Origin of the sequence: Franzmannia qiaohouensis (assembly GCF_031451695.1) — a bacterium.
Taxonomy (GTDB): Bacteria; Pseudomonadota; Gammaproteobacteria; order Pseudomonadales; family Halomonadaceae; genus Franzmannia; species Franzmannia qiaohouensis.
In genome coordinates this window covers 13,184-37,071 of the sequence record NZ_JARWAM010000013.1, presented here as the reverse complement: position 1 = coordinate 37,071, position 23,888 = coordinate 13,184, and the positions used below count along the sequence as shown (strand labels likewise).

Genomic DNA, 23,888 nt, shown 5'->3' with positions numbered 1-23,888 from the left:
ACCTATAAAAAAAGGATTTCGTGCCCATGCGCTGGCTGATCAGCGGCCTGCTACTCAACATCCTAGTGCTGATTCCGCTGTGGTGGCGGTATACCGAGGTCACGCCGCGACTGATCGCCTGGGAGGCGTGGTGGCTGGCGGCGCTGTTCACGCTGCTGCCGCTGGCTGCCTGGAGCCTTGCGCTGCGCGGGCTGGCGGTGGCCCTGGTGATGGCCGGTGTGCTGGCCGGGCTCGGCGAGGCCGCCGCCCAATTGGCGCTGGGGCGCTCGCTCAACGTCTACCTTGACCTGCCGCTGCTGCGCGCCGTCTACCATCTGCTGCAGGGCAACCTCGGCCAGGTCGCCGCCGTGCTGGCCATGGTCGGCGGCGCGCTGCTGATCGCGATCGTGACCTGGGGCGTGGCGCGGCTGCTGGCGAATGCTTTGGCAGCGCGGCCTGTTGGAGCGTGGCGCTGGCTGCTGGCCTCGCTGCTGGCCGGCGTCACGCTGCTTGCCGGGCTGGAGATCGCCGGCACCCGGCTGCTGCCTGCGGCACGCACGCCGCTGATCGATACCTGGCGCTACCAGGCCGAGCAGGTGGTGGCCACCCACCGCGCCCGCCAGGCCTTTAGTGAGCGACTCGCCGAATCGCCGAGCCCGGCCCGGCCGCTGCCGGGGCTCGAGGAGCGCGATGTGATCCTGGCCTTTATCGAGTCATACGGCGTTGCCGCGCTGGAGGATGCACGCTACTCGCATGTTTTGCTGCCGACCCTGGCCGAGATGGAGGAGAGACTGGCCGCGGCCGGACTCTCGGTGGTGTCCGGGGTGCTCGACGCGCCGATTCGCGGCGGCCAGTCGTGGCTGGCGCATGCCACCGCGCTGAGCGGGCTATGGATCGACAACCAGCTGTGGTACCGGCTGCTGCTCGACAGCGAACAGGCCACTTTGGTGGATGATTTCCGCGCCACCGGCCAGCGAACCCAGACGCTGATGCCGGCCATCACCATGCTCTGGCCGGAGGGCGAGGCCTACGGTTTCGACGACATCTACGCCGCCGCCGACATCGACTACGCCGGCCCGCCGCTACACTGGGTGACCATGCCCGACCAATTCGTGCTCGACTACTACCAGCGGCGCATTCGCGGGCCGCAAGCTGCGCCGCTGTTTACCCAGATGGCGCTGATCTCCAGTCATGCGCCCTGGACGCCGATCCTGCCGGTGCTCGAGGATTGGGAGCTGATCGCTGACGGCAGCCTGTTCGCCCCCTGGGAGCATGCCGGCGACCCGCCCGAGGTGCTGTGGCAGGATATCGAGCGCATCCGTGATCACTACGCCTGGTCGGTCAACTACTCGGTCAAGGCTACCGCTCGCTGGGCCGAACGGGCGGTGGACGACAATACCCTGCTGATCATGCTCGGCGACCATCAGGCCGCGCCGCTGATCACCGGCGAGGGCGCCAGCCTCGGCGTGCCGGTGCATATCATCAGCGGCGACGCCGCGCTGCTGGCGCCGTTCCTCGAACGCGGCTTCGTGCCGGGCAGCGTGCCGCCGCCGTCGGAGGGCGCGGCAGGGATGGACCGCCTGCGCGGCTGGCTGCACGAAGACTTTGGAGAACCCGGCGCCGAGCTCGCCCCGCTGGATAACGATCAACGACGCCCAGGAGCCACGCCATGAGCGAGTCCTTGACCCCGGTGATTCTCGCCGGCGGCAGCGGCAGCCGGCTGTGGCCGCTGTCGCGCCAGCACTACCCCAAGCAGTTCCTGACCCTGGGCGGGTTGCCGGGTGGGCAGGCCCCCGACGCTGCTCCCCGCAGCCTGCTGCAGCAGACCCTGGCGCGCCTGGCTGGTTTGCGCCTGGCGCCTGCGCTGGTGGTGGGCAGCGAGCCGCATCGCTTCCTGCTCGCCGAGCAGCTGCGCGAGGCCGGGGTCGGCGATGCCACCCTGCTGCTCGAGCCGGAGGGGCGCAATACCGCCCCGGCGATTGCCTGTGCGGCGCTTCATGCATGTCGCGATGGCAGCGATCCGCTGCTGCTGGTGCTGCCCGCCGACCATTTGATCCGTGATGACCAGGCGTTCCGCTCGAGCGTGGCGGCGGCGGCGAGCCTGGCGGCAAGCGGTGAGCTGGTGACTTTCGGCGTGGTGCCCGAATACGCCGAGACCGGCTACGGCTATGTGCAGCGAGGTGCGGCGCTGGGCGAGTCGGGGTACCGCCTGTCGCGCTTCGTCGAGAAACCCGACCGCGCCACCGCCGAGGTGTACCTGGCCAGCGGCGACTACCTGTGGAACAGCGGCATGTTCGTGTTCCGCGCCTCGCGCTACCTCGACGAGCTGGCGACGCGCCAGCCGGCCATGCTCGCCGCCTGCCGTGCCGCGCTGGACGCTGCCCGCGAGGACCTCGACTTCCTGCGCCTCGACGCCGAGGCGTTCCGGACAAGTCCTGCCGACTCCATCGACTATGCGGTGATGGAGCATGCCAGTCGCGCGGCAGTGGTCCCGCTGGACGCCGGCTGGTCGGATATCGGCGGGTTCCAGGCGCTGTGGGAGGCCAGCGCCAAGGATGAGCGCGGTAATGCCGTGCATGGCGATGTGCAGCTGCACGACTGCCGCGGGCTGCTGGTACACGCCGAGCAGCGCCTGGTCAGTGCCCTGGGGGTAGAGGACCTGGTGATCGTCGTGACCCAGGATGCGGTGCTGGTTGCGGATCGTCGGCGCAGCCAGGAGGTCAAGACGCTGGTCGAGGGGCTGCTGGCGGCGGGGCGCGAGGAGCCGATCGAGCATCCTCGGGTACATCGGCCCTGGGGTAGCTATCAGGCCATCGAGCGCGGCCAGCGCTACCAGGTCAAGCACATCACGGTGGCGCCGGGGGGGCGCCTCTCGCGGCAGCTGCACCATCACCGCGCCGAGCACTGGGTGGTGGTCAGCGGCACCGCCAGGGTGACCCTCGATGAGCGCGAATTCATGCTCAGCGAGAACCAGTCGACCTATATCCCCATCGGCGCCACCCACCGTCTGGAGAACCCCGGCAAGATCCCGCTGGAGCTGATCGAGGTGCAGTCGGGGAGCTACCTGGGTGAGGACGATATCGTGCGGTTCGAGGATCTCTACGGCCGCGGCTAAGAAACACTGCATAAATGTCTGCGCGGGCGAATCACGGCGTTGCGCGGTGCTGGTGCGCCAGCCCGGTCGGAATCCTCACCTATACCCCATAGGCTCCGGTTGACTCGCAGCCTTCGGCTTCTCGCCCCTTCGGGACCATCCTCCGGATGTTTGTCGCTTCGCTCGGTACTGTGCTCCGTGCGCTTTGCGCCCCACAGGGATGTGGGAAGTGCGTTGGTTCGTCGGGAACGAACCTAGCCGCTTCATCCCGCTCGACGATTTATTCAGCGTTTCTCGGGAGATTAATAAAGTCGGAATGAGGGGTGGTCGGGATGCCCCTGCTGCTCCTGGATCACCTTGCGGTAGCGCTTGTATTCCCACTGGTACTGGGCCGGTTCCAAGGAAATGGCGGCCTCCACGCAGGCGTTGACGCCGGCCGCCGAGGCGGTCTCGTCGGTCTCGTAGACCCGTGTGTCGGCGGCCAGGAAGTGGATCACGAAGCCCTTGCCCGGCACCCGCTGCGCCACCCCGGTGACCACCCGCGCCTGGGTGCGGGCGACCAGCTTGGGCAGCAGGGTGGCGGTATAGGCCAGGCGGCCGTAGAAGGGGGCGAACACGCCGCTGCCCCAGTCCGGCTCCTGGTCGGGCAGGATGCCCACCGCCTCGCTGCGCTTGAGCGCCTTGAGCAGCGCCGCCACGCCGCGCGGGTTGGTGGGCACCAGGCTGGCGCCCATGCGTTCGCGGCCGTGGCGAATCACCGGGTCGAGGCGCTCGATCTTGGGAGGCTCGTACATGGCGGTGAACGGGAAGTGGCTCGACAGCCAGAAGTTGAGCACCTCCCAGTTGCCGAAGTGGGGCGCCAGCACGATGACCCCGCGGCCCTCGGCGCGGGCGTCATCGAGCAGCTCGCGACCGTGGACATCGATGATCGAGCGTTCCACGCGGCCCGGCTCGGCCATCCAGGCGAAGCCCAGCTCAAGCATGGTGGCGGTGGAGTGAGCGAGGCTGCTGCGGGCCAGCCGGCGACGCTCGGCGTCGCTCTGCTCGGGGTAGACCTCGGCCAGGTTGATCTCGGTGACCTCGCGCTCGCGACGGCTGAAACGGTGTACCAGCGGTCCGGCGATGCGCGCCAGCCGCCACAGCAGGCCCAGGCGGCAGCCGGCCAGGCTGCGCCAGATCCCGGCAATCAGTTTGGCCTGAAGCGGCGAGGCGCTGGAGCGTGGCTTACGGCTCATGGTTCAGAACAGCCAGGTGTCGACGTTGTCCGGGGCGCGCTGGGCCTGCAGGGCCTTGATACCCTTGACGCAGCGAATCACCAGCCACACCACGACCACCAGCCATAGCACGAAGCCGATGGCGATCAGGGTCAGGATGCCGGCCAGCAGGAAGTAGACCAGCGAGATCCAGAAGGTACGGATCTGGAAGCGGTAGTGCTCGTCGAGCCAGTCGGGGCCCTTGCCGCGGTAGACGTAGGCGATCACCACGCCGATCAGCGAGGTCAACCCGCCGGTGGCGATTCCTGCCAGATGCAGCACATAGACCACGATGGGGATGGTGGTATCCGGCCCATTCGACGGTTCGACCGGATTGGGCTCGGGAGTGACGGTATCATTCATCGGGTCATCCTTGAGGCGTTACCATATGGGCCTTCATGATACCCGCCCTATCCGCCGATGCCAGCACCGAGCCGCCGTCATGACCGAGAGCCCCACCTGCCCGCTGTGCGGTGCCGCCCACTGCAGCCACTATCACCGCGACCAGCGGCGCGACTACCTGCAGTGCCCGCGCTGCGCGCTGATCTTCGTGCCGCCTGCCTACCACCTGGCGCCGGCAGAGGAGCGCGCGGTCTACGACCAGCACCAGAATTCGCCGGATGACGCCGGCTACCGACGTTTCCTGTCGCGCCTGTTCACGCCGCTGGCCGCCGAGCTGGCCCCCGGGGCTCGCGGCCTCGACTTCGGCAGCGGCCCGGGGCCGACGCTGTCGGTAATGTTCGAGGAGGCCGGCCACCCGATGCGCATCTATGATCCCTACTATGCGCCGGACAGCGCGGTGCTGGCGGGGGAGTACGACTTCATCACCGCCACCGAGGTGGTCGAGCACCTGGCGGCCCCCGGCCGCGAACTCGAGCGGCTGGTGGCGCTGCTGCGACCTGCTGGCTGGCTGGGGCTGATGACCAAGCGGCCGCGCGACCGCGCGGCCTTCGCCAGCTGGCACTATATCCTCGACCCCACCCATGTGTGCTTCTACAGTGAAGCTACCTTCGAATGGCTGGCCGAGCATCTGGGGATGCAGGTGGTATTTCCGGCGGCTGACGTGGTGATGATGCGCCGCGACCCTAAACGCTATCGCCGCATGACCTGACGCAGATTTTCCCTCCTTCCAGCGTGGTAGTGTAGGTCTCTGCCAATCATCACCACGCGCAACGCCTAAGGGAATAGCGATGCAATCGGAAGGTAGTCCGGGCTCTCTGCAGCAGACCAACGGTGAGCGCCCCCCGCGCCTGGTAGCGACCGGCGACTGGACACTGGCCTACTACGCCACGCTGTGCCGAGAGGTCGAGCGCTGGCGGGGAGCTGAAACGCTCGAGCTTGCCCAGGTCCAGAGGCTGGACACCGCCGGCGTCGTGCTGTTTGCGCGCCTGCTTGGCGTAGCGCGCCTGCGCGCCCTGGCCGCGAGCGACACCTCGCTCAGCGATGAGCGCCGTGCGCTGCTGCGCATGGTCTGCGATGCCCTCGACAAGGCCGAGCAGCAGCCTGTAGCGCAACAGACGACGCTGCTTGGCGATGGTCTGGCGGGCATCGGCAGGGCCGTGCAGTTGAACCTGCAAAACCTCGTCGGTCTGCTCGGCTTTATCGGGCTGACGCTCACTGTCGCCGCGCGGGTAGCGCTGCGACCGGGCCGTTGGCGGGTCAATGCGCTGATGAGCCAGATCCAGAATACCGGCCTGAATGCGCTACCGATCGTGGCCCTGCTGACCTTCATGATCGGCGCGGTAGTGGCGTTTCTGGGTGCCACGGTGCTCGACGCCTTCGGTGCCAGCGTCTATACCGTCGACCTGGTCGCCTACTCCTTCATGCGTGAATTTGGCGTGCTGCTGGCGGCAATCCTGGTGGCCGGCAGAACCGCCAGCGCCTTTACCGCGCAGATCGGCTCGATGAAGGTCAACGAGGAGATCGATGCGCTGCGCGTGCAAGGTTTCGATCCGGCCGAGTGGCTGGTGCTGCCGCGGGTGCTCGCGCTGCTGATCACGCTACCGCTGCTGGCCTTCGTCGGCCTGCTGTCGGGGCTAGTGGGCGGGGGACTGGTGGCGCTGCTGTCCCTCGAGATCCCGCTGGGGCGGATCATGGCCATCTACCGCGACGTGCCGCTGCAGCACTTCCTGGTGGGGATGGGCAAGGCGCCGGTGTTTGCCTTCCTGATCGCCGTGATCGGCTGTCGGGAGGGCTTCAGGGTCAGCGGTAGCGCCGAGTCGGTTGGCCAGCACACCACCTCGAGCGTGGTGCAGAGCATCTTCGTGGTGATCCTGGTCGATGCGCTGGCGGCCCTGTTCTTCATGGAGATGGGCTGGTAATGAGTGATAAACAGCAACGCCTGCCTGAGCCCGGAGACGCGATCATCCAGGTGCGTGGACTGCAGAATCGCTTCGCTGAGCATGTGGTGCACGAGCATCTCGATCTCGACGTCATGCAGGGGGAAATCCTCGGCGTGGTGGGGGGCTCAGGCAGCGGCAAATCGGTACTGCTACGGAGCATCGTCGGCTTGGTGCGGCCAAGTGGCGGCGAGGTAGTGATGCTGGGCGAGCGTCTCGACCAGCTATCCGAGCGTCGGCGCGTGCTGCTGGAGAGGCGCTGCGGCGTGCTCTTCCAGCAGGGCGCGCTATTCTCTTCGCTGACCGTCACCCAGAACGTGGCGCTGCCGCTGAGTGAGCACCTGAACCTGCCGCGTGCCGAGGCCGAGCAGCTGGCCGCGGTCAAACTGGCGCTGGTGGGACTACCGGCGCATGCCGGTGAGCTGTCGCCCTCGGCGCTCTCCGGGGGCATGATCAAGCGCGCTGCCCTGGCGCGGGCGCTGGCCCTGGACCCCGACATCCTGTTTCTCGACGAGCCCACCGCCGGGCTCGATCCCATCGGCGCCGCGGCCTTCGATCAGCTGCTGCTGACGCTGAGAAACGCCTTCGGGCTGACGGTCTTCCTGGTGACCCACGATCTCGACACGCTGTATACCACGTGCGACAGGATCGCCGTGCTCTCCGGCAAGAGGGTGCTGGTCGCCGATACTCTGAGCGTCGTCGAACAGACCGATGACGAGTGGATTCGTGACTATTTCCATGGTCCTCGTGGGCGCAGTGCCCAGCTGGCCAAACACTCGGCAAGGGAGGCTTGAGCGATGGAGCCACGTGCCAATCACATCATGATCGGTGGCATTACCCTGCTGCTCATCGCTGCCACGGCGCTGTTTGGCCTATGGCTGGTCAGGTTCGGCGATGAGCGCGAGACGCGTCCCATCGATGTGGTCTTCCAGGAGGCGGTGAGCGGCCTATCCGACGGCAGCCGCGTCGAGTACAACGGCCTGCGCGTCGGGTCGGTCAGCGGCTTGCGTATCGATGAGAATGATCCGACCCAGGTCATCGCGCGCATTACGGTGGCTGCCGATACGCCGGTGACCACCGATACCCAGGCGCGTATCGCCATGACCAGTATCACCGGCTCATCGCATATCCAGCTGAGTACCGACTCCTTGAGCGGGCCGCCGCTGGTGGCCGAGCGGGACGGCGAGGTGCCGGTCATCATTGCCGAGCCCTCGCCGTTTGCACGCCTGCGCACCAACTGGGAAGCGTCCGTGGCTGGCGTTAACTCGCTGGTCGACAATGTCAATCAGATGTTCTCGGAAGAGAACGCCAATAGCATTGCCATGATCCTCGGCAACGTCGAAGCGCTAAGCCGTTTTGCCCTCGACAACCAGGAGGAAGTGGGAGACGCCGTGAGCAACCTGGCCAGTGCGACCGACTCTGCCGACCAGGTGTTCCAGCGTCTCGATAGTTTGGTCATCGATACCAGCCGGATGCTGGACGTGCATGGCGAAGAGACGATGCGCAGTGTGGCCGATGTCATGCGCCGCCTGGATGTCGTAATGACCTCGGTGGAAGAGATCCTCAACGACAATCGCGGCTCCATCGAGCAGGGGCTGCAGGGGGTCAATGCTCTCGAGCCGGCGATTCGCGATTTTCGCGATGCGGTCAACACGATCGAACGCACCACCCGCCAGTTCGATAGCGACCCGGCCGGCTACATGCTGGGACGCGAGCGCTTACCGGAGTTCAATCCATGAGACATGTCACCGCTAAACTGAGCGTCCTGGCGACACTGCTGCTGCTCGTGGGGTGTACGGTATTTCCCGAGCGTGAGCCGCGCCAGGTCTATCAGCTCCCGGCATCGCAGCTCGCGGCCAGTCAAGCGCCGGCAAGCGAGAGGGTATTGAGAGTCGCCAGGCCTGCCGTCGATGAGGTGCAGGGCGGCATGGACATCGTGGTGGCGCCCGACCCGATCACCCTCCAGAGCTATGGCCAGGCGCGCTGGAACGCCCCTGTGCCAGTGATGCTGCGCGATCATCTGATGGAGGCCTTCCTGCGTGACGGCCGCCTGGCGCGCGTGGTCTCCGACCAGCAGGGCGTTGCCGCGGACCTGCAGCTAGGCGGGCAGCTGCGCGCCTACCGGGTCCAGTATGAGCAGGGTGAACCCTTCGCCATGATCGTCTTCGATGCTCATCTGGTCGATATCGCGCGCAACCGCATCGTGCGCAGTCAACGCTTCGAGGTGCGCGAGGCGCTCGACGACGCTGCCGTCGAACAGGCCGTGATGGCGCTCTGGCGTGCCACTGAAAGGCTCGCCGGTGAGCTGGTCGAGTGGACAGTCGATTGATAAGCGAGGAGACGTGATGTATCGCCAAGCCTCTGCGGGATTGTTCAAGGGGATGAATGCTCGGGTTACGCTGATCGCCATCATCATGGTGGGGGCAGCCCTGGTGTACGGGGCCTTCTTTACCGAGCATCTGGCCGAGCTCCTCGAGCGTGTGCGTGGATTGGTGAACCCCTTTCTCGAGTGGTACTACGTCCTGCTGGTGGCTTTTCTATTGCTGTTCATGATCTGGCTGGGCGTCGGGCGCTTCAAGAACGTCCGCTTGGGAGGGGATAACGAGCAGCCAGAGTTCACCTTCTTCTCCTGGATTTCGATGCTGTTTGCCGCCGGTACGGGGGTGGGGATTCTGTTCTGGGCGGTGGCCCAGCCGATCATGCAGTTTCAGGAAAACCCCTTTGTGGCCGATGGAATGAGCCCGGAGGCGGCGCGGCTGGCAATGCGCTTGACCTACTTTCACTGGGGGCTCAATGGGTGGGCGATCTTTTCGTTTGTGGCGCTGGTGCTGGCCTACTTCGCCTATCGCCGCAATCTGCCGCTGACGGTGCGCTCCGGGCTGGAGCCGATCCTGGGTAAGCGCACCCATGGCATGCTGGGGGACCTGGTCGACCTGCTGGCGGTGTTCGGCACGGTATTCGGGATCGCCACCACGCTGGGGCTGGGTGTCCAGCAAATGAATGCTGGACTGGACGCGGTATTCGGACTGTCGTCATCGGTCACCCTCCAATTGGTCATCACCGCCGTCATCATGAGCGTGGCAACGTTGTCGGTGGTCTCCGGCGTCAAGCGCGGCGTGCGTCTGCTCTCGGAGGCCAACTTCTGGCTGAGTATCGCGGTGGTGGTCTTCATGCTGCTGTTCGGCCCGACCCAGTACCTGATTGCCCTGACCATCGAATCCGCCGGCGACTATCTGCAAAACCTGCTGGGCATGACCTTTCATACCAATGCCACCATTGCCGATGATTGGCAGTCCGAGTGGACGGTGTTCTTCTGGGGCTGGTGGCTGGCCTGGTCGCCTTTCGTCGGCATGTTCATTGCGCGGGTCTCGCGGGGGCGCACCTTTCGCGAGTTCGTGATGGGCGTATTGCTGGTGCCCACGGTGATCACCATTATCTGGATTGGCCTGTTCGGTGGCACCGCGCTCTATCACGAGCTTTTTGGCGCAGGGGGAATCATCCAGGCCGTTGACGACGATGTGGCCACCGCGCTGTTCGCCACGGTGGCCGCCATGGACCTGGGCATTGTTGGCGTCGGCGTATCGGCGGTACTGGTGGTGCTGATTGCCACCTACCTGATCACCTCCGCCAATGCCGGGACCCTGGTGATCAACACCATTCTTGCCGGCGGTGATCCCGAGCCGCCTACCGGGCATCGCATCATCTGGGGCGTGGTGCTGGGCCTGCTGACGGCGGTATTGCTACTCGCCGGTGGGCTGGAAACGCTGCAGTCGGCGGTGATCATGGCGGCCTTGCCGTTCTCGGTGGTGGTGATCCTGATGGTGGTGGGGCTGCTAAAGGCGCTGCACGGCGAGCGTTTTGCCGCACGTACCGGGGCGCGCACCGAAGCGCCACGCGAGCCGTGGGTGGATCTCGATGATGCGGGGATCCAGGCGACGCCGGTGTCGCCGGATGAGCGCCATCTTCACCATTGAGCGCTAAGCCATGCCCAGGGGGCCGCTCGATGAGCGGCTTCTAAACAGCCATTGACTTCTCTATGGCCGGGTGTATATTCCCCGCGTCTCCCTGCATACGGCTGACCCGGCAGGCATTCATTGGCAATCTCTGCCACGCTTTTTCCTGTCGATTCTCATGCCTGTGAGGCTGAATTCATGTCGCGGCAACTACTCTCTATGGCGCTGGCGCCGCTGCTGGGGTTGTTCATCCTCGGTATCGGTAACGGCTTCCTCGCCACCCTGATCACCCTGCGTCTCGATGATGCCGGCTACTCGCCGGTGGTCATCGGCTGGGTCTCCTCGGCCTACTTCATCGGCCTGGCGCTGGGCGCGGTGTTCAACGACCGGCTGCTATTGCGCATTGGCCATATCCGCGCCTACGGCTGCTTTGCTTCCATCGTCGCGGTCACCGTGCTGCTGCAGGGGCTGTGGCTGGATGCCTACGCTTGGTTCTTGCTGCGCCTGATCGGTGGCTGGGCCACGGTGGGCGTCTATCTGGTCATCGAGAGCTGGCTGCTGACCTCCGGCGACCAGAAGGTGCGCGGCCGGCTGCTGGCGATGTACATGATCTCGCTCTACGCCGCTGGCGCCATTGGCCAGCTGCTGCTCGGGGTCACCGACGCCGCCGGGGTCACCCAGCCGTTCATGGTGATCGGCATGCTGGCGGCACTCTCGGTGCTGCCTATGGCGATGATCCCGCGGGTCTCGCCGTTGATCGAGCACGCCGAGCCGCTGTCGCCGTGGCGGCTGATCACCGTTACTCCTACTGGCGTCGTGGGCAGCTTCGGCTCGGGCCTGCTGGTGGCGGCGATCTACAGCCTGCTGCCGCTCTATCTGCAGCGGGTGGGCCTGTCGGTCAACCAGATAGGCCAGATGATGGCAGTGGTGGTAGTGGGTGCGATGCTGCTGCAGTACCCCATTGGCCGCTGGTCGGATCGTCACGATCGCCAGCAGGTGCTGATCCTGATCGGCGCCTTCTGTGTGGTGATTTCGGCCGGCATGCTGTGGCTGCCGCTCAATACCTGGCTGCTGGCCGGTCTGCTGTTCCTGCTCGGCGGTGGGGTGTTCGCGCTCTACCCGGTGGCAGTGAGCCACGCCGCCGACCGCGCCCCGGCCGGCGCGCTGGTGCGCATGAGCCAGGGCCTGCTGCTGATCAACGCCATCGGCTCGACGCTCAGCCCGCCGCTGATCACGCCGGTGATGAGCGCTGTGGGCGACGGCGGCCTGTTCTGGTCGCTGGGCGCACTGGGGCTGATGCTGGTGGCGTTCTTTGTCTGGCGTCGCAGCGTGCGCCCGGCGCCGCTGCCGGTGGCGCCGTTCGCGCCGAGCACGCCGATGACCTCGGTGGGTGCCGAGCTGGGGGTGACCGAGGAACTGATGCAGGGCGCCATCGAGCACGAGCACGCCGAGGATCTCTCGGCGGTGGTGCCCGATGTCGAGGTGGCCGAACCGCTGGTCGGTCCGCCGCGTGAAGACGCCGCGCACATCGACTACTTCGACGTCGACGCCGAAGCCGGCCCGCATGGTGATGACTCACCGTCGCGCGGCTAATGGCTTGCCGTGGTGGCGCTTGCCAGGCACCGTATAGGCCTTATGTGCAGCGCAACAGGAGCGAGCGATGAGTGAATTGACGATCGGCGTGGTCGGCGCCGGCACCATGGGCCAGGGCATTGCCCAGGTGGCCATTGCCAGCGGTTTCCAGGTGGTGCTGTGTGATGTTGTCGAGGCGTCCCTCGAACGCGGCCAGGCGGCCATCGACAAGCGCCTGGCCAAGCTGGTCGACAAGGAGAAGCTCGATGACGCCGAGCGCCAGGCGGCCCTGGCGCGGCTGACCAGCACGACCCAGCTGGATGGCCTGGCCGGCTGCCAGGTGATCATCGAGGCGGCGCCGGAGGATCCCGAGCTCAAGGAGCGCCTGTTCCGTGACCTCGACGCCCTGGCGCCGGATGCCATCCTTGCCTCCAACACCTCGTCACTGTCGCTGACCCGGCTGGCGGCGGTCTGCGAACGCCCCGAGCGGGTGGTCGGCATGCACTTCTTCAATCCGGTGCCGGTTCTCAAGCTGGTCGAGGTAATTCGCGCCGAACAGACCTCGGATGCCACCGTCGAGGCGGTGCAGGACCTCGCCGAGCGCCTCGGCAAGACCGCGGTGCTGATCGCCGACGCCCCGGGGTTTGCCGTCAATCGCCTGCTGGTGCCGATGATCAACGAGGCCGCCTTCCTGCTCCAGGAGGGCGTGGCCAGCGCCGACGATATCGACGCCAGCATGAAACTCGGCGCCGCCCATCCCATGGGACCGCTGCAGCTTGCCGACCTGATCGGCCTCGACGTCTGCCTGGCGATCATGGAGGTGCTGCAGCAGGGCTTCGGCGATCCCAAGTACCGCCCCTGCCCGCTGCTCCGGCGCATGGTCGCCGCCGGTTATCTGGGCCGCAAGAGCGGCCGCGGTTTCCACGTCTACGACTGAGTGGAGCGAGTGATGAGCGATAACCTGATCGAACGCAGCGAACGCCACGGCCTCGTCTGCCTGACCGTCAATCGGCCCAAGGCGCTGAACGCGCTCAACAGCGCGGTGCTCGACGCCCTGGCCGCCGAGCTCGATGCACTAGAGGCGGAGCCCGGCCTGCGCGGGGTAGTGATCACCGGTGCCGGCGACAAGGCCTTCGTGGCGGGGGCCGATATTACCGAGATGCGCGAGCTAAGCGCCGCCCAGGCGCGGGACTTCGCCCAGCGCGGCCTGGCCACGCTGAAGCGGCTGGAAGCACTGCCGGTGCCGGTGGTGGCGCTGGTCAACGGCTTCTGCCTCGGCGGTGGTTGCGAGCTGGCGCTAGCCTGCGACTGGGCGGTGGCCAGCGACAACGCCATCTTCGGCCAGCCCGAGGTGGCGCTGGGGGTGATCCCTGGCTTCGGCGGTACCCAGCGCCTGCCGCGCCGGGTCGGCCCGGCCATGGCGCTGGACCTGGTCACCACCGGGCGCAAGATCGACGCCCAGGAGGCGCTGCGCATCGGCCTGGTCAACCAGGTGCTGCCCCAGGCCGAGCTCGACGCCTACGTCGGACGGCTCGCTAAGCAGCTCGGCGGCAACGGTCCCCAGGCGGTGCGTGGCGCCAAGCAGGCGGTCCACGACGGCCACGACCAGGACCTCGACAGCGCCCTGGCGCTGGAAACAGGACTGTTTGCCCTGGCCTTTGCCGGCTACGAGCAGCGCGAAGGCATGGGCGCCTTCGTCGACAAGCGCAAGCCGAACTTCTGATCGGAGCACATCGCTTAGCGGCGAGCTTGCCCCATGAAGCCCTCCAGCTCGGCGGGGGTGTCGATATCCCGACAGACCCCGCCATCCTCGACGGCGATCTCCCGATAGCAGTGGCGGTGACGGCGAATGATCTCGCGGGCGCCTTGGTCGCCGTCCAGCGATGCCAGCTCGGACCACATCTCCCGGCCAAAAATCACCGGATGGCCGGGTCGGCCGGCATGGCAGGGGCGCAGAATCGTTGCGGCATCGGCGTGGTCCTGCAGGCGCCTCAGCGTGGCGGGGGAGATCGCCGGCATATCGCCGAGCAGTACGGCGGCGGCGGCAACGTCGGCCAGTTCGGGGTCGCGGCCAAGCGCGGCGATGGCATCGCCGAGACTCGCGCCCAGGCCGCGCTCGGCGCGGGGAGCGCGGATGATCGGCGTGGTCGCGGCTAGCCCCAGGGCGTGCGGGTCGTCGTCTTCGCGCAGCACCACCCGCAGCAGGGCAAAGGCCTGTTGAGCACGCGCCAGGGTCGCGGCCAGCAGAGTCTGTTCACCTGTCAGAGGAGCGCTGCGCTTGTCATGGGCGCCGAAACGCCGCGAATAGCCGGCGGCCATGATGATCGCCACGCAGGCGTTGGCGCGGGGCGACTCACCGTTCATCTCATAGCTCATCGCGGGCCTTGCCGCGCTGCACGCGCAGGATATCGGCCATCACCGCCAGGGCGATCTCGGCGGGTGCCTTGCTGCCCAGGTCGAGGCCGATGGGCATGTGCAGGCGGGCAACCTCCTCGTCGCTGAGACCGCCGGAACGGCGCAGGCGCTCGGCGCGCGCGTCAGAAGTGCGCCGCGAGCCCATCACGCCGATATAGAACGCCGGCGTGCGCACCGCTTCGATCATCGCCAGGTCGTCGATACGCGGGTCATGGGTCAGGGCGACGACGGCGGTGGCCGCATGGCAGGCGCCAGAGGCGATGAACTGCGACGGCAGCACCCGCTGCAGTTCGACCCCGTCGAGCTCGATGTCGCGATGCTGCTCGTCACGGGGGTCGCACACAATCACTTCGAAGCCGAGGCTCAGAGCAAACCGGGCGCAGGCCTCCGAGACCGGTGAGATGCCGGCGATGATCAGCCGCGCCGCGGGGCCGATGCGCAGCTGGACCGTGCGCCGCTGCGGGTCGCGTACCACCCTCGGCCCGGTGCCGTCATCGCTGAGGAAGTGCCTGCGTCCGGAGTCGAGATCGACGCAGCGCAGTAGCCCGCGCTGCCCGAGCAGCGTGGCGTGGAATACCTCCAGATGGACCAGGGTCTCGGCGTCCGCTGCCAGGCGCTCGACCAGCACGTCGAGGGTGCCGCCACACGGCAGGCTGACGCCGGGGGCATCGACGCTGCCGCTGCCCCCGCCGTAGCGCAGGGTGGTCACGGCTGAGTCGAACTCACCGCGCTGCAGGCGTTCGAGGAAGTCCTCCTCGACGCAGCCCCCGGACAGCGAGCCGACCTGCCGGCCGTCGCCGCACACCGCCAGCAGCGCCCCCGGCGCGCGGGGCGACGAGCCATAGGTGGCCAGCACCGTGCACAGCCACACGCTTTCGCCATCGCGGGCCCAACCCAGGGCCCGCTCGATCACCTGCAGGTCGAGGTGCTGCATGCTCACCCCGCCAGCTGATCGCCGACCGGCAGACGGCGGATACGCTTGCCGGTGGCGGCGAAGATCGCATTGCACAGCGCCGGTGCCACCGGCGGCAGGCCTGGTTCGCCGACGCCGCCCAGCGGTATCTCGGGGTCGTCGTTGATCAGGTGCACGCGGATCTCGCGGGGGGTGTGGGAGAGGCGCGGAATCTGGAATTGGTGGAAGTTGTCCTGCTCGATGCGACCCTGATCGGCGCTGATCTCGCTGTGCAGGGCGATACCGATGCCCATGATGCACGAGCCTTCCATCTGTGAACGAATGCGCTCCGGATTGATCTGCGGTCCGCAGTCGAAGGCGATATCGGCGCTATGAATCGTCACGTCTCCGTCGTCGTTGACCTCCACGTCGAACACCACCGCGGCGTAGGCGGCGAAGCTGTGGTGCACGGCCAGCCCCAGGCCGCGACCCGCGGGGCGCTCACGCTGCCACTCGGCCGCCTCGGTGGCGCGCTCGATCACCCCGCGCAGGCGGCCGATATCGATGGGGTAGCGGTCGGGGTCTTCGCCGTAGTTCCAGGTGTCGTTGACGTCGCGCGGGTCGATCTGGCGCGCCGGCCCCAGCAGCTCGAGCAGATAGTCGCGATGATCGCGGCCCGCGGCATCGGCCATCTCGGCGGCGAAGCTCTGGATGGCGAAGGCGTGGGGCAGGTTGTAGACGGCGCGGAACCAGCCGATGCGCACATGCGCCGAGGCGTCGGGGTTCTCCAGGCGCATGGCGGGAATATCGAAGGGCACCGGGGTGAAGCCCATGCCGAGCTCGAAGTCCTGCTTGTGCTCCGGGTCGGGGGCAAACAGCGAGGCGATGCTCGGCGAGAGGGTGCGGTGACGCCAGCCCAGCGCCTTGCCCTCGCCGTCGAGGCCGGCCTCAAGGCGGTCCACCGAGACGGCGTGGAAGTAGGCGTGGTGAAGGTCGTCTTCGCGGGTCCACTGCACGCGCACCGGGCGGCCGTCCAGCGCCTGGCTCAGGTAGCTGGCCTCGAGAATGAAGTCGGGCTTGGACTTGCGACCGAAGCCGCCGCCCAGCAGGGTCGCGTTGATGGTGACATCCTCGAGCGGGATGCCGAGCTGCTCGGCGACGCCCTCCCGGGCGGCCTGGGGATGCTGCACCGGCGCCCACACCTCGGCCTTGTCGTCGACCAGCCGGGCCAGCGCCACGGGCGGTTCGATGGGGGCCTGGGCCATGTGCGGCATATAGTAGGTCGCCTCGAGGCGCTGCTCGGCGTCGTCCAGGGCGGCGTCGACATCGCCACGCTCGCGAATCACGCGGCCGGCTTCGGTGGCGGCCTGTTCCAACGCCTCGCGGTAGGCAGGGCTGCTGTAGTCGGCGTTGTCGCCGGCGACGTCCAGGTCCCACTCGATCTCGAGCGCATCGCGGCCCTGGATCGCCGCCCAGGTGTTCTCGGCGAGTACCGCCACCCCGCCCAGCGGGGCGAAGCCGCCCGGTTGCCCGGTTCCCGGCACCTTGATCACGCGCACCACACCCGGGACGTCGAGTGCCGCCGAGTCGTCGACGCTGGCGAGCTGCGCGCCGTAGACCGGCGGCCGGGCGATTACCGCATAGAGCATGTCGTCGAGGTGCACGTCGGCGCCGTAGTGGGCGCGGCCGGTGACGATATCCTCGCCGTCGATGGCCAGCGGCGCGTCGTCGCGGACATTGTCACGGCCGATGTAGCGCCACGCGTCGCGGGGCTTGAGCGTCAGGCTGTCGCGTTCCGGCACCGCCAGCTGGCTGGCCGCGGCGGCCAGCTCGCCGAAGCCGAGTTCGCGGCCGCTGGGGGTGTGAACGATCACATGCACGCCGGCCTGGCACTCATCAATGGGTACTTCCCACTGCTCGGCGGCGGCCTGTTCGAGCATCTGGCGCGCCGCGGCACCGGCGCGGCGCATGGGGTCGAAGGAGTGGCGCATGCTGCGCGAACCGTCGGTGTTCTGGTTGCCGTAGGTCTGCTCGTCGCCCGGGGCCTGTTCGACCCGCACTCGCTGCCAGTCGGCGCCCAGCTCATCGGCGGCGACCATCACCAGGCTGGTGCGGATGCCCTGGCCCATCTCGGCGCGGTGGTTGACCACGCTGACCGTGCCATCCTCGTCGATGCGGATAAAGACGTTGGGGTCGTCGACCCAGCCGTGGGGCATGGCCTCGGCGCCATAGCTTGTCTGCTCGTCGGCGCTTAGCGGCGCCCAGCGGGCGGCGATGACCAGGGCGCCGCCGGCGGCCAGGCCCTTGAGGAAGTGGCGACGGCTGACGTTGGCCAGTAGCAGCGTGTTGTTGAGGGTCGTCATGCCTGCTGCTCCCCATGCTCGGCGGCGCGCTGGATCGCCTGGCGGATACGCGAGTAGGTACCGCAGCGGCACAGGTTGCCGTCCATGGCCTCGACGATCTGTGCGTCGCTGGGTGACGGCGTCTGCTTGAGCAGGGCCGAGGCGCCCATGATCTGGCCGCTCTGGCAGTAGCCGCACTGGGCGACGCCGAGCTCGAGCCAGGCCTGCTGTACGCGGCTGCCAACGGCGTCATCGGCGATGCCTTCGATGGTGGTGACGTCGCGATCCTGGGCCTGGGATACCGGTGTGACGCAGGAGCGCACCGCCTCGCCGTCGAGATGCACGGTGCAGGCGCCGCACTGGGCGATACCGCAACCGAACTTGGTGCCGGTGAGCCGCGCCACATCGCGCAGCGCCCACAGCAGGGGCATCTGGTCGGGCACGTCGAGCTCGTGCTGCTGACCGTTGATTGTCAGGGTGATCATGCGCTATCTCCTTACAGCGTCGTTATTGTGTGGGTCTGCGCTAATGCGCATGTCCTGGCAAGGGTAGTCGATGCCCGCGCTCATTGCCGGGCATCGCTTGGCCCGTTCAGGCGGCTTGATCAGCCTTCAGGGTGGCCATGTCGATGACGAAGCGGTAGCGCACGTCGCCCTTCTCCATGCGCTCGTAGGCCGCGTTGATATTGTGGATATCGAGCATCTCGATATCGCAGGTGATGCCGTGCTCGGCGCAGAAGTCGAGCAGCTCCTGGGTCTCGGCGATGCCGCCGATCAGCGAGCCGGCCAGCACGCGGCGCTTGAACACCAGGTTGAAGCCCTCGATGGCGGGCTCGATGGGATCGAGCAGTCCCACCAGGATATGGGTGCCATCGTACTTGAGCGCCGCCAGGTAGGGGTTGAGGTCGTGCTGCACCGGCACGGTGTCGAGCATGAAGTCGAAGGTCTCGGCCACGGCCTCCATCTGCGCCGGGTTGCCGGAGACCACCACATGGTCGGCACCGTTGCGCTTGGCTTCCTCGACCTTGGCCTCTGAACGGGTGAATACCGTGACTTCGGCGCCCAGCGCCTTGGCCAGCTTGACGCCCATATGACCGAGACCACCCATGCCGATCACACCGATCTTGTGGCCGGCGCCGACGCCGTGCTTGCGCAGCGGCGAGTAGGTGGTGATGCCGGCACACAGGATGGGGGCCGCGGCGGCCGGGTCGAGCCCCTCGGGCATGCGCAGCACGAAGTGCTCGCTGACCACGATGCTGTCGGAGTAGCCGCCCTGGGTCAGGGTGCCGTCCTGGCGATCTTCGCTGCCGTAGGTCATGGTGAAGCCGTTGAGGCAGAACTGCTCGACGCCGTCCTCGCAGGCCTGGCAGTGGTGGCAGGAGTCGACCATGCAGCCCACCCCGACCAGGTCGCCGGCCTTGAACTGGGTCACCGCGTTGCCCACCGCGGTGACGCGGCCGACGATCTCGTGGCCGGGCACGAGGGGGAAGGTGGTCATGCCCCAGTCGTTGCGGGCGAAGTGCAGGTCACTGTGGCAGACGCCGCAGTAGAGGATCTCGATGGCCACGTCGTCGGGGCGCGGGGCGCGGCGCTCGAAGGTGAAGGGGGCGAGCGGCTGGTCGCCGGCGTAGGCGGCATAGGCGTGGGTCTGGCTCATGTACATCTCCTCTCGATCGGTCATGCCTCGTGGCGAGGCCATGTTGGTATTATTGGCCGATCGGGGGCAGGGTACGACCGTCGTTTCTCCGGGGTTTTTGCTTATTTCTCCAGAAGCCTGGCCCCGGGGGCTCCACAGCTGCCAAAAATTGGCATAATTCGCTGATACTGCTGCTACGAGGAGCTTGTCATGCCGCCATCATCGACGCTGCCCGACCCACTGGTCGACCTGCTGGCGCCACTGATCGAGCGCGACGGCTACACCGCGACGCCGCTGCCCGGCGTGTCGCTGATGGCCATGCATCGCGCCCACGGGCCGGCGCCGCTGATCTACGACCCGAGCCTAATCATCGTCGCCCAGGGCCAGAAGGTGGGCTATCTCGGCGCGCGGGAGATCCACTACGGCCCCGGCCACTATCTGGTCCAGACCCTGCCGCTGCCCTTCGAGTGCCAGACCCACGCCAGCCTTGAGGCGCCGCTGCTTGGCGTGTCGGTGCGCCTGGAGCCGACCCTGCTCGGCGAGCTGGTAACGGCGATGGGCGAGTCGCTGGTCGACGATAGCGCAGCGGATCCGGTGCCGATGGCTTCGGTGCCGATGGCGGCGGGCATGCACGGCGCCGTGGTGCGTCTGCTGGAGAGCCTGCACGAGCCCGGTGCGGCGGCGGCGATGGGCGAGGCGCGAGTGCGCGAGGTGGTGTTCGAGGCGCTCAAGGGCGAGCAGGGGCCGGCGCTGCGCGCCCTGGTGCTGCATCAGGGCCATTATGCGCGGATCGTGCAGGTGCTGACGCGGCTGCAGGTGCACTACGCCGAGGACATCTCGGTGGAGGAGATGGCCCGACAGGCCAACATGAGCCTGTCGACGTTTCACCAGCACTTCAAGCAGATCGTCCACTCATCGCCGCTGCAGTACGTCAAACGGCTGCGCCTGATCAAGGCGCAGCAGCTGCTGATGCAGGAGGCCTGCAACGTCAATCGAGCCGCGGCGGCGGTGGGCTATCGCAGCGTGTCGCAGTTCAGCCGCGACTACAAACGCTACTTCGGCGCCTCGCCGCTGCAGCACCGCCGCGAGGAGCGTGCGCTGCAGGTGTCGTGACGGCGCGGGTTACTTGGCGAACAGCTGGCTCATGTCCTTGAACGCCTTGAACTCCAGGGCGTTGCCGCAGGGGTCGAGCAGGAACATGGTGGCCTGCTCGCCGACCTCGCCCTTGAAGCGCACATAGGGCTCGATCACGAACGGGGTGTCGCGGCCGCGCAGGCGCTCGGCCAGGGCCTCCCACTGATCCCACTCGAGGATGATGCCGAAGTGCGGCACCGGTACGTCGTGGCCGTCGACGGGATTGGTGTGGGCGCTCTCCTGGGTGGAGGTCTTGGGGTGCTCGTGGATCACCAGCTGGTGGCCGTAGAAATCGAAGTCGACCCACTGCTCGCTGGAGCGGCCTTCGGCCAGGCCGAAGACTTCGCCGTAGAAGGCGCGGGCGGCGGGCAGGTCGTGAACGGGAATGGCCAGATGGAAGGGCGAGAGGCTCATGGTCGGCTCCTGTGGGATGTAGTGGATCAGCTACAGCCTAGGAGAGGCGAAGTCATAATAAAATCAATATATATTTGTTAGAAACACAAAGAGTATTGATGAATGCTTCGTGAGCTGCAGACCTTCATCGCCGTGGCCGAGGTCGGCACCTTCGCCGCCGCCGGTGAGCGCATCGGCCTGACCCAGGCCGCGGTGAGCGCCCAGATGAAGCGCCTGGAAGCGGCGCTGGGCGTTGCCTTGTTCGAGCGCCACGGACGCAGCGCGCGGCTCACTGCCCGCGGGCGCCACACCCTGCTGCAGGCCCAGGAGCTGGTCAAGCTCTATGCCAGCCTGGGCGCCGACGACGCTGGCCCGGCCGCCGCGGCGCTGGTCTCCATCGGCGCGATTGCCTCGGTGCAGCGCGGCCTGCTGCCCGGCGTGCTGGCACGCTTTCATCGCCACTTCCCTGGCTGCCGTACGCGAGTGATGCCGGGGCTCTCGATGCAGCTGGTGGATCTGGTCGATGCCGGCGAACTCGACATGGCGGTCAGCATCCGGCCGCCGTTCTCGCTGCAGAGCGACCTGCGCTGGACGACGCTGGCGAGGGAACCTTTCCGCCTGCTGGTGCCCGCCGGCCAGGCCGGCAGCGACTGGCGCGAGTGCTTGAGCGACCGGCCCTTCGTGCGCTACGACCGCGCCTCCTTCGGCGGTCGCCAGGTCGAACGCTTCCTGCGCGAACGGCGCCTCGGCGTGCGAGAGGTGTGCGAAGTCGACGAACTCGAGGCCATCGTCGAGCTGGTCGCCAACCGCGTCGGCGTGGCGCTGGTGCCGGAGACCGCGGCGCTACGCCACTGGCCCGCCGGGGTCCGCGCCATTGATCTCGGCGCCGACACCTTCCATCGCGACATCGGCCTGGTGCAGCGCGCCACCGGCCAGATCAGCGAGCCGGCCTGGGCGCTGGCCGAGCTGATCGAGCAGGCGGTTAGTGCAAAGGATAATTGTCGCTAGGCGGTGTTGAGGTGCAGGCTCGGCTAGCGATAGTGCTACCCCCATGACGACGACAGGAGAGCAACATGGATCTAGCCATAGCCGGCCGCTGGGCCATTGTCTGTGCAGCCAGCCAGGGTTTGGGTTTCGGCTGTGCCGCGGCGCTGGCGCGGGAAGGCGTCAATCTGGCCATCAATTCGCGCGACCCGCACAAGCTCGAGGCGGCAGCCGAGCAGCTGCGACAGCTCAACGCCGGCATCGAGGTGCGCAGCGTCGCCGGCGATATCGGCACCCCTGAGGTGCGCACGGCGCTGCTCGATGCCTGCCCGCAGGTGGACATCCTGATCAACAACAATGGCGGCCCGCCGCCGGGAGATTTTCGCGACTGGCAGCGCGACGACTGGGTCGGTGCGGTGGACGCCAACATGATCACGCCCATCGAGCTGATCAAGGCCACGGTGGACGGCATGGCTGCGCGCGGCTTCGGGCGGGTGGTCAACATCACCTCCTCGGCGGTCAAGGCGCCCATCGATATCCTCGGGCTCTCCAACGGTGCCCGCTGCGGCCTCACGGGTTTCGTCGCCGGTCTGGCCCGCCAGCCCCAGCTGGCCGGCAGCAATGTCACCATCAATAACCTGCTGCCCGGCGCCTTCGATACCCAGCGCCTGGCCGGCACCCTCGACAAGCTGGCGGCCGCCTCCGGCGAGCCGCTGGCGACGGTGCGTGAAAAGCGCGCCCAGGCGATTCCCGCCCAGCGCTTTGGCACTGCCGAAGAGTTCGGCAGCTACTGCGCTTTCCTGTGCAGTGCCCAGGCGAGTTATATCACCGGTCAGAATCTGCTCATCGATGGGGGTAATTATCCCGGCACCTTCTGAGTGTCGGCGCCCTTTAGGGCGGCGGCGTCGGCACGACCCGCCGCCTGAAGCGCACCATGCGGGTGGCCACGGCGGTGCCGGTCAGGGTGATCGCCATGCCGATCAGGATCTGCACGCTGAGCACTTCGCCGAGCAGTAGATAGCCCCACAGCAGGGCGCTGACCGGAACCAGAAAGGTCACCGTGGAGGCGGCGGTGGCGCCGGCGCTGGAGAGCAGCCCAAAGTAGAGCAGGAAGGCCACGGTGGTGCTTAGCACCGCCAGCGCCAGGCCGTTGGCCCAGGCCAGGCCGCTGATCGGCTCGCTGGGCCACAGCAGCAAGCCGGGGATCAGCAGGATCAGCGCCGACATCGCCGAGCTGCCCGCGGCCAGCACCCGCACGGGTAGGTGCGAGAGGTGGGTCTTGGAGTAGTTGCCGGCGATGCCGTAGCAGAAGGTGGCACCCAGCACCGCGAGAATGAACCAGCCATCGCCGCCCAGCGCGAAATCGAGCCGATTGGCCGACAGCACATAGACCCCGACGAAGGCCAGCGCCAGCCCCAGGTACTGCTGGCGGCGCACCGGTGTGGTGAAGAACAGCGCGCCGATCAGCGCGGTGAAGATCGGTGTGGTGGCGTTGATCAGCGAGGTGAAGCCGGCCTCCAGCCGAGTGGTGGCCAGCGCCAGCAGGCAGAACGGCAGCACATGGTTGACGAAGCCGAGCAGGAACAGCTGACGCTTGTGCTGCCACACCAGGCTCAGGTAGCGCGCCCCGAGCAGCAGCGGCATCAGCAGCAGGGCGCCGATGCCCATGCGCACCAGCACCAGCGGGACAGGGCCGAACTCGGGCACCGCCACGCGCATGAAGATAAACGACAGACCCCACAGCGAAGAGAGCAGCAGCAGGCGCAGGGTATCGGCGGGAGACATGCGGTGTCCTTGTGAATCGGAAACGACTCAGCTTACGACCCGCGCGGTGAGAAAGAAAGCGCGCTAACGACTGGGCCGCGGCGTAATCTCCGCGGCCCGAGTGACGAACCGAATCAGC

Annotated in this window: 23 protein-coding genes; 14 read left to right on the top strand and 9 right to left on the bottom strand. The window is 67.2% G+C overall.

Going from position 1 to position 23,888, the window contains the following annotated elements:
* Positions 1-26: 26 nt before the first annotated feature.
* Together QC821_RS16695 and QC821_RS16690 are read left to right on the top strand one after the other, a co-directional pair.
* Positions 27-1,652, top strand: a complete 1,626-nt coding sequence (locus QC821_RS16695; protein WP_309723897.1) for an alkaline phosphatase — start codon at positions 27-29, stop codon at positions 1,650-1,652.
* Positions 1,649-3,094 (top strand): mannose-1-phosphate guanylyltransferase/mannose-6-phosphate isomerase, encoded by a 1,446-nt coding sequence (locus tag QC821_RS16690; protein ID WP_309723895.1) that lies wholly within the window; start codon positions 1,649-1,651, stop codon positions 3,092-3,094. The genes QC821_RS16695 and QC821_RS16690 overlap by 4 nt, the downstream gene beginning before the upstream one ends.
* Positions 3,095-3,375: 281 nt before the next feature.
* On the opposite strand, the gene QC821_RS16685 is transcribed toward QC821_RS16690, so the two are convergent.
* Together QC821_RS16685 and QC821_RS16680 are read right to left on the bottom strand one after the other, a co-directional pair.
* Positions 3,376-4,308: a lysophospholipid acyltransferase family protein gene (locus QC821_RS16685; RefSeq protein WP_309723894.1), complete on the bottom strand. Its 933-nt coding sequence runs from the start codon at positions 4,306-4,308 to the stop codon at positions 3,376-3,378.
* A 3-nt stretch (positions 4,309-4,311) separates the two neighbouring features.
* Positions 4,312-4,689 (bottom strand): DUF4870 family protein, encoded by a 378-nt coding sequence (locus QC821_RS16680; protein ID WP_309723892.1) that lies wholly within the window; start codon positions 4,687-4,689, stop codon positions 4,312-4,314.
* Positions 4,690-4,768: 79 nt separating this feature from the next.
* Here QC821_RS16680 and QC821_RS16675 point away from each other — a divergent pair, with 79 nt between their 5' ends.
* The 9 genes from QC821_RS16675 to QC821_RS16635 all read left to right on the top strand — a co-directional run bounded on the left by QC821_RS16675 (position 4,769) and on the right by QC821_RS16635 (position 13,913).
* Positions 4,769-5,437, top strand: coding sequence for a class I SAM-dependent methyltransferase (locus QC821_RS16675; protein WP_309723890.1), 669 nt, complete (start codon positions 4,769-4,771; stop codon positions 5,435-5,437).
* Between the two features lie 79 nt (positions 5,438-5,516).
* Positions 5,517-6,647 (top strand): MlaE family ABC transporter permease, encoded by a 1,131-nt coding sequence (locus tag QC821_RS16670; protein ID WP_309723889.1) that lies wholly within the window; start codon positions 5,517-5,519, stop codon positions 6,645-6,647.
* Positions 6,647-7,459 carry an ABC transporter ATP-binding protein gene (locus QC821_RS16665; RefSeq protein ID WP_309723888.1) on the top strand — a complete coding sequence of 271 codons (813 nt, stop codon included), beginning with the start codon at positions 6,647-6,649 and terminating at the stop codon, positions 7,457-7,459. Before QC821_RS16670 ends, QC821_RS16665 begins: the two co-directional genes overlap by 1 nt.
* 3 nt (positions 7,460-7,462) lie before the next feature.
* Positions 7,463-8,404 (top strand): MlaD family protein, encoded by a 942-nt coding sequence (locus QC821_RS16660; protein ID WP_309723887.1) that lies wholly within the window; start codon positions 7,463-7,465, stop codon positions 8,402-8,404.
* Positions 8,401-8,994 carry an ABC-type transport auxiliary lipoprotein family protein gene (locus QC821_RS16655; protein ID WP_309723885.1) on the top strand — a complete coding sequence of 198 codons (594 nt, stop codon included), beginning with the start codon at positions 8,401-8,403 and terminating at the stop codon, positions 8,992-8,994. Before QC821_RS16660 ends, QC821_RS16655 begins: the two co-directional genes overlap by 4 nt.
* Positions 8,995-9,010: 16 nt before the next feature.
* A complete protein-coding gene (locus tag QC821_RS16650; RefSeq protein ID WP_309723882.1) occupies positions 9,011-10,639 on the top strand; it encodes a BCCT family transporter in 1,629 nt (542 codons plus the stop codon).
* Positions 10,640-10,816: 177 nt separating this feature from the next.
* The gene (locus tag QC821_RS16645) at positions 10,817-12,211 is read left to right on the top strand and encodes an MFS transporter (protein ID WP_309723881.1); all 1,395 of its coding nucleotides are present in this window, start codon (positions 10,817-10,819) and stop codon (positions 12,209-12,211) included.
* 67 nt (positions 12,212-12,278) lie between these two features.
* Positions 12,279-13,127 (top strand): 3-hydroxybutyryl-CoA dehydrogenase, encoded by an 849-nt coding sequence (locus QC821_RS16640; RefSeq protein WP_309723880.1) that lies wholly within the window; start codon positions 12,279-12,281, stop codon positions 13,125-13,127.
* Between the two features lie 12 nt (positions 13,128-13,139).
* Complete coding sequence (locus QC821_RS16635) at positions 13,140-13,913, top strand: enoyl-CoA hydratase-related protein (RefSeq protein ID WP_309723878.1); 774 nt, start codon at positions 13,140-13,142, stop codon at positions 13,911-13,913.
* A gap of 14 nt (positions 13,914-13,927) precedes the next feature.
* Here the strand turns inward: QC821_RS16635 and QC821_RS16630 are convergent, their stop codons facing one another.
* The 5 genes from QC821_RS16630 to QC821_RS16610 form a co-directional block, all read right to left on the bottom strand.
* Complete coding sequence (locus QC821_RS16630) at positions 13,928-14,554, bottom strand: nucleotidyltransferase family protein (protein WP_309723877.1); 627 nt, start codon at positions 14,552-14,554, stop codon at positions 13,928-13,930.
* 1 nt (position 14,555) lies between these two features.
* The gene (locus QC821_RS16625) at positions 14,556-15,539 is read right to left on the bottom strand and encodes an XdhC family protein (protein ID WP_309723875.1); all 984 of its coding nucleotides are present in this window, start codon (positions 15,537-15,539) and stop codon (positions 14,556-14,558) included.
* A gap of 2 nt (positions 15,540-15,541) precedes the next feature.
* Positions 15,542-17,860: a xanthine dehydrogenase family protein molybdopterin-binding subunit gene (locus tag QC821_RS16620; RefSeq protein WP_309723873.1), complete on the bottom strand. Its 2,319-nt coding sequence runs from the start codon at positions 17,858-17,860 to the stop codon at positions 15,542-15,544.
* The gene (locus QC821_RS16615) at positions 17,857-18,324 is read right to left on the bottom strand and encodes a (2Fe-2S)-binding protein (RefSeq protein ID WP_309723872.1); all 468 of its coding nucleotides are present in this window, start codon (positions 18,322-18,324) and stop codon (positions 17,857-17,859) included. Before QC821_RS16615 ends, QC821_RS16620 begins: the two co-directional genes overlap by 4 nt.
* 106 nt (positions 18,325-18,430) lie before the next feature.
* Positions 18,431-19,495, bottom strand: coding sequence for an NAD(P)-dependent alcohol dehydrogenase (locus QC821_RS16610; protein WP_309723871.1), 1,065 nt, complete (start codon positions 19,493-19,495; stop codon positions 18,431-18,433).
* Between the two features lie 189 nt (positions 19,496-19,684).
* On the opposite strand from QC821_RS16610, the gene QC821_RS16605 reads away from it, so the two are divergent.
* Complete coding sequence (locus QC821_RS16605) at positions 19,685-20,587, top strand: AraC family transcriptional regulator (RefSeq protein ID WP_309723869.1); 903 nt, start codon at positions 19,685-19,687, stop codon at positions 20,585-20,587.
* A gap of 9 nt (positions 20,588-20,596) precedes the next feature.
* Here QC821_RS16605 and QC821_RS16600 read toward each other — a convergent pair whose 3' ends face one another.
* Complete coding sequence (locus tag QC821_RS16600; RefSeq protein ID WP_309723867.1) at positions 20,597-21,022, bottom strand: VOC family protein; 426 nt, start codon at positions 21,020-21,022, stop codon at positions 20,597-20,599.
* 102 nt (positions 21,023-21,124) lie between these two features.
* On the opposite strand from QC821_RS16600, the gene QC821_RS16595 reads away from it, so the two are divergent.
* The gene (locus tag QC821_RS16595) at positions 21,125-22,009 is read left to right on the top strand and encodes a LysR family transcriptional regulator (protein ID WP_309723866.1); all 885 of its coding nucleotides are present in this window, start codon (positions 21,125-21,127) and stop codon (positions 22,007-22,009) included.
* A gap of 65 nt (positions 22,010-22,074) precedes the next feature.
* A complete protein-coding gene (locus QC821_RS16590; protein WP_309723864.1) occupies positions 22,075-22,863 on the top strand; it encodes an SDR family oxidoreductase in 789 nt (262 codons plus the stop codon).
* Positions 22,864-22,876: 13 nt separating this feature from the next.
* Here QC821_RS16590 and QC821_RS16585 read toward each other — a convergent pair whose 3' ends face one another.
* A complete protein-coding gene (locus QC821_RS16585) occupies positions 22,877-23,770 on the bottom strand; it encodes a DMT family transporter (RefSeq protein ID WP_076746827.1) in 894 nt (297 codons plus the stop codon).
* Positions 23,771-23,888 lie beyond the last annotated feature (118 nt).

What these genes read in the sequence shown, in the direction of transcription:
- QC821_RS16695 (WP_309723897.1), top strand. Translation starts at nt 27, where the DNA reads ATGCGCTGGCTGATCAGCGGCCTGCTACTCAACATCCTAGTGCTGATT.
- QC821_RS16690 (WP_309723895.1), top strand. Translation starts at nt 1,649, where the DNA reads ATGAGCGAGTCCTTGACCCCGGTGATTCTCGCCGGCGGCAGCGGCAGC.
- QC821_RS16685 (WP_309723894.1), bottom strand. Translation starts at nt 4,308, where the DNA reads ATGAGCCGTAAGCCACGCTCCAGCGCCTCGCCGCTTCAGGCCAAACTG.
- QC821_RS16680 (WP_309723892.1), bottom strand. Translation starts at nt 4,689, where the DNA reads ATGAATGATACCGTCACTCCCGAGCCCAATCCGGTCGAACCGTCGAAT.
- QC821_RS16675 (WP_309723890.1), top strand. Translation starts at nt 4,769, where the DNA reads ATGACCGAGAGCCCCACCTGCCCGCTGTGCGGTGCCGCCCACTGCAGC.
- QC821_RS16670 (WP_309723889.1), top strand. Translation starts at nt 5,517, where the DNA reads ATGCAATCGGAAGGTAGTCCGGGCTCTCTGCAGCAGACCAACGGTGAG.
- QC821_RS16665 (WP_309723888.1), top strand. Translation starts at nt 6,647, where the DNA reads ATGAGTGATAAACAGCAACGCCTGCCTGAGCCCGGAGACGCGATCATC.
- QC821_RS16660 (WP_309723887.1), top strand. Translation starts at nt 7,463, where the DNA reads ATGGAGCCACGTGCCAATCACATCATGATCGGTGGCATTACCCTGCTG.
- QC821_RS16655 (WP_309723885.1), top strand. Translation starts at nt 8,401, where the DNA reads ATGAGACATGTCACCGCTAAACTGAGCGTCCTGGCGACACTGCTGCTG.
- QC821_RS16650 (WP_309723882.1), top strand. Translation starts at nt 9,011, where the DNA reads ATGTATCGCCAAGCCTCTGCGGGATTGTTCAAGGGGATGAATGCTCGG.
- QC821_RS16645 (WP_309723881.1), top strand. Translation starts at nt 10,817, where the DNA reads ATGTCGCGGCAACTACTCTCTATGGCGCTGGCGCCGCTGCTGGGGTTG.
- QC821_RS16640 (WP_309723880.1), top strand. Translation starts at nt 12,279, where the DNA reads ATGAGTGAATTGACGATCGGCGTGGTCGGCGCCGGCACCATGGGCCAG.
- QC821_RS16635 (WP_309723878.1), top strand. Translation starts at nt 13,140, where the DNA reads ATGAGCGATAACCTGATCGAACGCAGCGAACGCCACGGCCTCGTCTGC.
- QC821_RS16630 (WP_309723877.1), bottom strand. Translation starts at nt 14,554, where the DNA reads ATGAACGGTGAGTCGCCCCGCGCCAACGCCTGCGTGGCGATCATCATG.
- QC821_RS16625 (WP_309723875.1), bottom strand. Translation starts at nt 15,539, where the DNA reads ATGCAGCACCTCGACCTGCAGGTGATCGAGCGGGCCCTGGGTTGGGCC.
- QC821_RS16620 (WP_309723873.1), bottom strand. Translation starts at nt 17,860, where the DNA reads ATGACGACCCTCAACAACACGCTGCTACTGGCCAACGTCAGCCGTCGC.
- QC821_RS16615 (WP_309723872.1), bottom strand. Translation starts at nt 18,324, where the DNA reads ATGATCACCCTGACAATCAACGGTCAGCAGCACGAGCTCGACGTGCCC.
- QC821_RS16610 (WP_309723871.1), bottom strand. Translation starts at nt 19,495, where the DNA reads ATGAGCCAGACCCACGCCTATGCCGCCTACGCCGGCGACCAGCCGCTC.
- QC821_RS16605 (WP_309723869.1), top strand. Translation starts at nt 19,685, where the DNA reads ATGCCGCCATCATCGACGCTGCCCGACCCACTGGTCGACCTGCTGGCG.
- QC821_RS16600 (WP_309723867.1), bottom strand. Translation starts at nt 21,022, where the DNA reads ATGAGCCTCTCGCCCTTCCATCTGGCCATTCCCGTTCACGACCTGCCC.
- QC821_RS16595 (WP_309723866.1), top strand. Translation starts at nt 21,125, where the DNA reads ATGCTTCGTGAGCTGCAGACCTTCATCGCCGTGGCCGAGGTCGGCACC.
- QC821_RS16590 (WP_309723864.1), top strand. Translation starts at nt 22,075, where the DNA reads ATGGATCTAGCCATAGCCGGCCGCTGGGCCATTGTCTGTGCAGCCAGC.
- QC821_RS16585 (WP_076746827.1), bottom strand. Translation starts at nt 23,770, where the DNA reads ATGTCTCCCGCCGATACCCTGCGCCTGCTGCTGCTCTCTTCGCTGTGG.